The following is a 7,336-nucleotide window of genomic DNA, read 5'->3' as shown; positions in this document are numbered from 1 at the left end:
TGCATCGCGACGTCCTATCCTCGCAGGAGGCGATCCTCCAACTACTTTTGGCGCTACTGAGCTTAACTGCTGTGTTCGGTATGGGAACAGGTGTGACCTCAGTGCCATCATCACGACACGTATTTATTGAGTGAACTTAGTTCTCTCAAAACTGAATCATAATTAAATTTTCTTGCCTTACACCACTTGCTACTTGGTTAAGTCCTCGAACCATTAGTACTAGTCCGCTCCATACGTCACCGTACTGCCACTTCTAGCCTATCTACCTTATCATCTATAAGGGGTCTTACTTCATTACTGAATGGGAAATCTCATCTCGAGGCGAGTTTCACACTTAGATGCTTTCAGCGTTTATCTCATCCGTACATAGCTACTCAGCGATGCTCCTGGCGGAACAACTGATACACCAGTGGTACGTCCACCCCGGTCCTCTCGTACTAAGGGCAGCTCCTCTCAAATTTCCTACGCCCGCGACGGATAGGGACCGAACTGTCTCACGACGTTCTGAACCCAGCTCGCGTACCGCTTTAATGGGCGAACAGCCCAACCCTTGGGACCGACTACAGCCCCAGGATGCGATGAGCCGACATCGAGGTGCCAAACCTCCCCGTCGATGTGGACTCTTGGGGGAGATAAGCCTGTTATCCCCAGGGTAGCTTTTGTCCGTTGAGCGATGGCCCTTCCATGCGGAACCACCGGATCACTAAGCCCTACTTTCGTACCTGCTCGACTGGTAAGTCTCACAGTCAAGCTCCCTTGTGCCTTTACACTCTGCGAATGATTTCCAACCATTCTGAGGGAACCTTTGGGCGCCTCCGTTACTCTTTGGGAGGCGACCGCCCCAGTCAAACTGCCTGCCAGACACTGTCTTCCACCACGCTTAGTGGTGTGAGTTAGAGTGTTCATACAACGAGGGTAGTATCCCACGTGTGCCTCCATCGAAACTAGCGTCCCGATTTCTACGGCTCCTACCTATGCTGTACAAGCTGCACAAACACTCAATATCAAGCTACAGTAAAGCTCCATGGGGTCTTTCCGTCCTGTCGCGGGTAACCCGCATCTTCACGGGTCTTTAAATTTCACCGAGTCTCTCGTTGAGACAGCGCCCAGATCGTTACGCCTTTCGTGCGGGTCGGAACTTACCCGACAAGGAATTTCGCTACCTTAGGACCGTTATAGTTACGGCCGCCGTTTACTGGGGCTTCAATTCGTACCTTCGCCGAAGCTAAGCACTCCTTTTAACCTTCCAGCACCGGGCAGGCGTCAGCCCCTATACGTCATCTTACGATTTTGCAGAAACCTGTGTTTTTGATAAACAGTCGCCTGGGCCTATTCACTGCGGCTCAGCTTGCGCTGAGCACCCCTTCTCCCGAAGTTACGGGGTCATTTTGCCGAGTTCCTTAACGAGAGTTCACTCGCTCACCTTAGGATGCTCTCCTCGACTACCTGTGTCGGTTTGCGGTACGGGCAGGTAAACACTAACTAGAAGCTTTTCTCGGCAGCGCGACATCACAGACTTCCCTACTTTATTTCGGTCCTCATCACAACTTGTCCTATAAGAAGCAAGCATTTAACTCACCTCAAGACTTATTGCTTGACCCAGCATTTCCAATCGCTGGGATCTGTTAGCCTTCTGCGTCCCTCCATTGTTCAAACATGTTCACCTGGTACAGGAATCTCAACCTGTTAGCCATCGACTACGCCTTTCGGCCTCGCCTTAGGTCCCGACTAACCCTGGGAGGACGAGCCTTCCCCAGGAAACCTTAGTCATACGGTGGACAGGATTCTCACCTGTCTTTCGCTACTCATACCGGCATTCTCACTTCTAAGCGCTCCACCAGTCCTCACGGTCTGACTTCACTGCCCTTAGAACGCTCTCCTATCGCGCCACTTACGTGGCACCCGTAGTTTCGGTGGTGTGTTTAGCCCCGGTACATTTTCGGCGCAGAATCACTCGACTAGTGAGCTATTACGCACTCTTTAAATGGTGGCTGCTTCTGAGCCAACATCCTAGTTGTCTATGCAACTTCACATCCTTTTCCACTTAACACACACTTAGGGACCTTAACTGACGATCTGGGCTGTTCCCCTTTCGACAATGGATCTTATCACTCACTGTCTGACTCCCGGACATACGTGATTGGCATTCGGAGTTTATCTTAATTTAGTAACCCGAGATGGGCCCCGCATCAAAACAGTGCTCTACCTCCAACACGCTATCTTCCGAGGCTAGCCCTAAAGCTATTTCGGAGAGAACCAGCTATCTCCAAGTTCGATTGGAATTTCACCGCTACCCACACCTCATCCCAACATTTTTCAACATGTACGGGTTCGGGCCTCCAGTGCGTTTTACCACACCTTCACCCTGGACATGGGTAGGTCACCTGGTTTCGGGTCTACAACAACATACTTAAGCGCCCATTTCAGACTCGCTTTCGCTACGGCTCCGGTCTTTCCACCTTAACCTCGCATGGTATCGTAACTCGCCGGTTCATTCTACAAAAGGCACGCTATCACCCATTAACGGGCTCTAACTTGTTGTAGGCACATGGTTTCAGGAACTCTTTCACTCCCCTTCCGGGGTGCTTTTCACCTTTCCCTCACGGTACTGGTTCACTATCGGTCACTAGAGAGTATTTAGCCTTACGAGATGGTCCTCGCAGTTTCCGACCGGATTTCACGTGTCTGGCCGTACTCAGGATCCTACACGGGAGTTTGCTTACTTTCACATACGGGGCTATCACCCTGTCTCGCTCAGTTTCCCAACTGATTCTGTTAATAAACAAATTTGTAACTCCACAACGGTAGTCCTACAACCCCAGAGTGCAAGCACTCTGGTTTGGGCTGCTCCGCGTTCGCTCGCCGCTACTGACGGAATCGATTTTTCTTTCTGCTCCTGTTGCTAATGAGATGTTTCAGTTCACAACGTCTACCTTCGTTTAGCTATGTATTGACTAAACGATAACTTGCATAACAAGCTGGGTTCCCCCATTCGGAAATCCCCGGATCAAAGCTTACTTACAGCTCCCCGAGGCATATCGGTGTTAGTCCCGTCCTTCATCGGCTTCTAGTGCCAAGGCATTCACCATGCGCCCTTAATAACTTAACCGATCAACTTTCGTTGATGATTTCGTTTGAGTATTGTGACTCAATGGTCACAAGCGATTTTAAACTTATTTAAAAAACTCAAAAAATTACGCGGTGTATTTTTTCGGCTCAATTTTATTGATACTATCAATATAAATGAATTTAAAAATTTACAATTATGATTCAGTTTTCAAAGAACTAATAAACAACCCGTAGGTTGTTATGGAGAATATCGGGATCGAACCGATGACCTCCTGCTTGCAAAGCAGGCGCTCTCCCAGCTGAGCTAATTCCCCATTTCATGAGACTGAGAGGACTCGAACCTCCGACCTCACCCTTATCAGGGGTGCGCTCTAAACCAGCTGAGCTACAGTCCCAGAGATTCGACTCTCTGTCTTTTTCATTGAGTGTAAACCACTCAAAACTAAATATCGTTTCGTATAGAATGTGTAGGTTTCGATTTTCCTTAGAAAGGAGGTGATCCAGCCGCAGGTTCTCCTACGGCTACCTTGTTACGACTTCACCCTAATCATCTGTCCCACCTTAGACGGCTGGCTCCTAAAAGGTTACCCCACCGGCTTTGGGTGTTACAAACTCTCATGGTGTGACGGGCGGTGTGTACAAGACCCGGGAACGTATTCACCGCGGCGTGCTGATCCGCGATTACTAGCGATTCCGACTTCATGTAGGCGAGTTGCAGCCTACAATCCGAACTGAGACATACTTTAAGAGATTAGCGTACCCTCGCGGGTTAGCGGCTCGTTGTATATGCCATTGTAGCACGTGTGTAGCCCAGGTCATAAGGGGCATGATGATTTGGCGTCATCCCCACCTTCCTCCGGTTTGTCACCGGCAGTCTCACTAGAGTGCCCAACTAAATGCTGGCAACTAATAATAAGGGTTGCGCTCGTTGCGGGACTTAACCCAACATCTCACGACACGAGCTGACGACAACCATGACCACCACCTGTCACCTTGTCCCCGAAGGGAACACACTATTTCTAGTGTTTGCAAGGGATGTCAAGACCTGGTAAGGTTCTTCGCGTTGCTTCGAATTAAACCACATGCTCCACCGCTTGTGCGGGTCCCCGTCAATTCCTTTGAGTTTCAACCTTGCGGTCGTACTCCCCAGGCGGAGTGCTTAATGCGTTAGCTGCGACACTCAAGGGCGGAAACCCTCGAACATCTAGCACTCATCGTTTACGGTGTGGACTACCAGGGTATCTAATCCTGTTTGCTACCCACACTTTCGAGCCTCAACGTCAGTTACAGTCCAGAAAGCCGCCTTCGCCACTGGTGTTCTTCCATATATCTACGCATTTCACCGCTACACATGGAGTTCCACTTTCCTCTACTGCACTCAAGTTATCCAGTTTCCAAAGCAACTCCTCAGTTGAGCTGAGGGCTTTCACTTCAGACTTAAATAACCGTCTGCGCTCGCTTTACGCCCAATAAATCCGGATAACGCTTGGAACATACGTATTACCGCGGCTGCTGGCACGTATTTAGCCGTTCCTTTCTGGTAAGATACCGTCACACACTGAACAGTTACTCTCAGTGTCGTTCTTCTCTTATAACAGTGTTTTACGAGCCGAAACCCTTCATCACACACGCGGCGTTGCTCCATCAGGCTTGCGCCCATTGTGGAAGATTCCCTACTGCTGCCTCCCGTAGGAGTATGGGCCGTGTCTCAGTCCCATTGTGGCCGATCAGTCTCTCAACTCGGCTACGCATCATCGCCTTGGTAAGCCATTACCTTACCAACTAGCTAATGCACCGCGGGTCCATCTCTTAGTGATAGCAGAACCATCTTTCAACCAACAACCATGCGGTTGTTGGTATTATACGGTATTAGCACTTGTTTCCAAATGTTATCCCCTGCTAAGAGGTAGGTTACCCACGTGTTACTCACCCGTTCGCCACTCTTTGAAATCAAAAATCAAATCAGAGCAAGCTCATCATATCAATTTGCACAAAGCGTTCGACTTGCATGTATTAGGCACGCCGCCAGCGTTCATCCTGAGCCAGGATCAAACTCTCATTTTAAAAAGCTTGAGTATAACTCAATATTTGTGTTGTTTAACAGAAGTTAAACGAATTTACTAGCGAATTGACTTCGCAAATGTTTTGTATCAAGTAAATTACTTGATGACCCTACACATTTGTTCTATCGAAACGATATTCAGTTTTCAATGGTCTACGTTGTCCTAATGACAACTTAATTAGTTTATCATCAAAATAGGTGAATGTCAACAACTAATTTTTTAATCTAAAATCAAACATTATTTGTCTGACACAACTTAATCTATATTACAGTATGCATTTATAAATGTCAATACAATAATTTAGATATCGTTTGAAGTTTTTTGAATTGATTTTCTAAATCCCTTTTCAAAAGACAACTTTTATATAATACGACTATCCAGAGCATAATGCAACCCCCAATTAGTTTTTTATCGTATTAAAAATTGAAGAGCTAAACTAAGCCCGATTGTATATACTAAAAAGAGGTTGGGACAAAAGAAAATGTTCCAACCTCTTTTTGCTAAAATTATTTGATTTATAAGCCTATAATTTTTATAGCATAAACGCGTTCCAAAAGTCTGAAGCCTCAATGTAACGCAATTTACACTATTCCTGGCCTTCACGCTTTGCTACGGCCAAAAATAGCGCAAATCACGTTACACACCGGCCTCAAAACGACTTTTGTCTCGCTCTCTATCTACATATTCAATTAACGCATTGTTGGGAACAACAAAACATCACGGATTGAATCAGCATCAGTTAATAACATAACCAAACGATCAATACCGATGCCTAGTCCACCAGTTGGTGGCATACCATATTCAAGCGCTTCGATAAAGTCTTCATCGATACCTTCAGCTTCATCATTACCAGCATCACGTTCAGCTGCTTGTGCTTCAAAACGTGCACGTTGATCAATCGGATCATTTAATTCAGTGAAGGCATTTGCATACTCACCACCAGAAATAAACAATTCAAAACGTTGAGCAAATCGTGCATCATCATCTGACTTCTTCGCCAATGGTGATACTTCAACTGGATGACCATAAACAAAGGTTGGGTCAACTAGCGTATCTTCAACAAAGTCTTCGAAGAATTCGTTGATAATATGACCAACACCCCAGTATTGTTCATACTTAACACCCTTTTCATCAGCAATGGCACGAGCTTGTTCAAGTGTATAGTCTTGCCAGAAATCAACACCGGTCTTTTCCTTAATCAAATCAACCATATGCTTACGCGCAAATGGCTTTGACAAGTTGACGTCGACCCCTTGATAGGTAATTTTCAAATCATCCGCAACAACCTTAGCAGCTGCCTTGAAGATGTTTTCAGTTTCGGTCATAACATCGCCTAAGTTCCAGAATGCAGCGTAAGATTCCATAACAGTAAACTCAGGGTTGTGCTTTGGATCCATTCCTTCATTTCTGAACACACGGCCAATTTCATAAACACGTTCCATACCACCAACAATCAAACGCTTCAAGTGTAGTTCAAGTGCAATACGCATATACAAATCAATATTTAAAGCATTGTGATGTGTAATAAATGGACGAGCGGCTGCACCACCAGCTGCATTTTGTAGCATAGGTGTCTCCACCTCAGTAAAGCCGTCACCATCCATGTAAGCACGAATAGCTGAGATAATCTTTGAACGCTTTTGGAAACGCTCAAATGAATCATCATTTGCAATCAAGTCCAAATAACGTTGACGATACTTCGTCTCAACATCAGTCAAACCGTGGAATTTATCAGGTAATGGACGTAGCGCCTTTGATAGATGAGTAATCTCTGTCACATTCAAAGATAATTCACCAGCACGTGTCTTCATCATCGTTCCTTTAAAGCCTAACCAATCACCTAGGTCAGACTTCTTAAACCACTCATATGCTTCTTCACCAACAACTGGCTTTTGAACAAACACTTGAATACGTCCAGAACGATCTTTAATATCAGCAAAGCTGATCTTTCCTGAACGACGCTTTGTCATCATACGTCCAGCAATGACGACTTCATTTGCTTGTGCTTCTAAATCTTCACCTGAAACATCATCATACAAATCATGTAATTCTGATGCCATATGTGTTCGATCAAAACGGTGACCAAATGGATCGATGCCAGCTTCGCGTAGCTCATCCATTTTTTCACGACGCTTGATCATTTGGTCATTTAATGACGCTTGTTGATCAGCCATTTTTTATTCCTGCCTCATTTTCCTTTAATT

1 protein-coding gene, 2 tRNA genes and 3 rRNA genes are annotated in these 7,336 nt (G+C 45.9%); all 6 read right to left on the bottom strand.

Annotation, left to right across the window (positions count from 1 at the left end; genetic code table 11):
• Window position 1: 1 nt before the first annotated feature.
• The 6 genes from rrf to lysS all read right to left on the bottom strand — a co-directional run bounded on the left by rrf (window position 2) and on the right by lysS (window position 7,306).
• A 5S ribosomal RNA gene (gene rrf, locus ACSYSF_RS09200) occupies window positions 2-118 on the bottom strand.
• A gap of 75 nt (window positions 119-193) precedes the next feature.
• Window positions 194-3,109, bottom strand: a 23S ribosomal RNA gene (locus ACSYSF_RS09195).
• A gap of 201 nt (window positions 3,110-3,310) precedes the next feature.
• Window positions 3,311-3,383 (bottom strand) — tRNA-Ala (locus ACSYSF_RS09190).
• 6 nt (window positions 3,384-3,389) lie between these two features.
• Window positions 3,390-3,464, bottom strand: a tRNA-Ile gene (locus ACSYSF_RS09185).
• A 93-nt stretch (window positions 3,465-3,557) separates the two neighbouring features.
• Window positions 3,558-5,133: ribosomal RNA gene (locus tag ACSYSF_RS09180) — 16S ribosomal RNA — on the bottom strand.
• The 16S, 23S and 5S rRNA genes sit together here with 2 tRNA genes alongside, the layout of an rRNA operon.
• A 688-nt stretch (window positions 5,134-5,821) precedes the next feature.
• Entirely contained in the window at window positions 5,822-7,306 is a 1,485-nt protein-coding gene (lysS, locus tag ACSYSF_RS09175) for a lysine--tRNA ligase (protein WP_489867718.1), read from the bottom strand.
• Between the last annotated feature and the right edge of the window lie 30 nt (window positions 7,307-7,336).

The sequence above is a fragment of the Weissella sp. ESL1139 genome, from assembly GCF_058506735.1.
This window is presented reverse-complemented; position numbering and strand designations above follow the sequence as displayed.

Excerpts from the sequence above, each read along its gene's own strand:
- lysS (WP_489867718.1), bottom strand. The coding sequence starts at position 7,306 with ATGGCTGATCAACAAGCGTCATTAAATGACCAAATGATCAAGCGTCGT.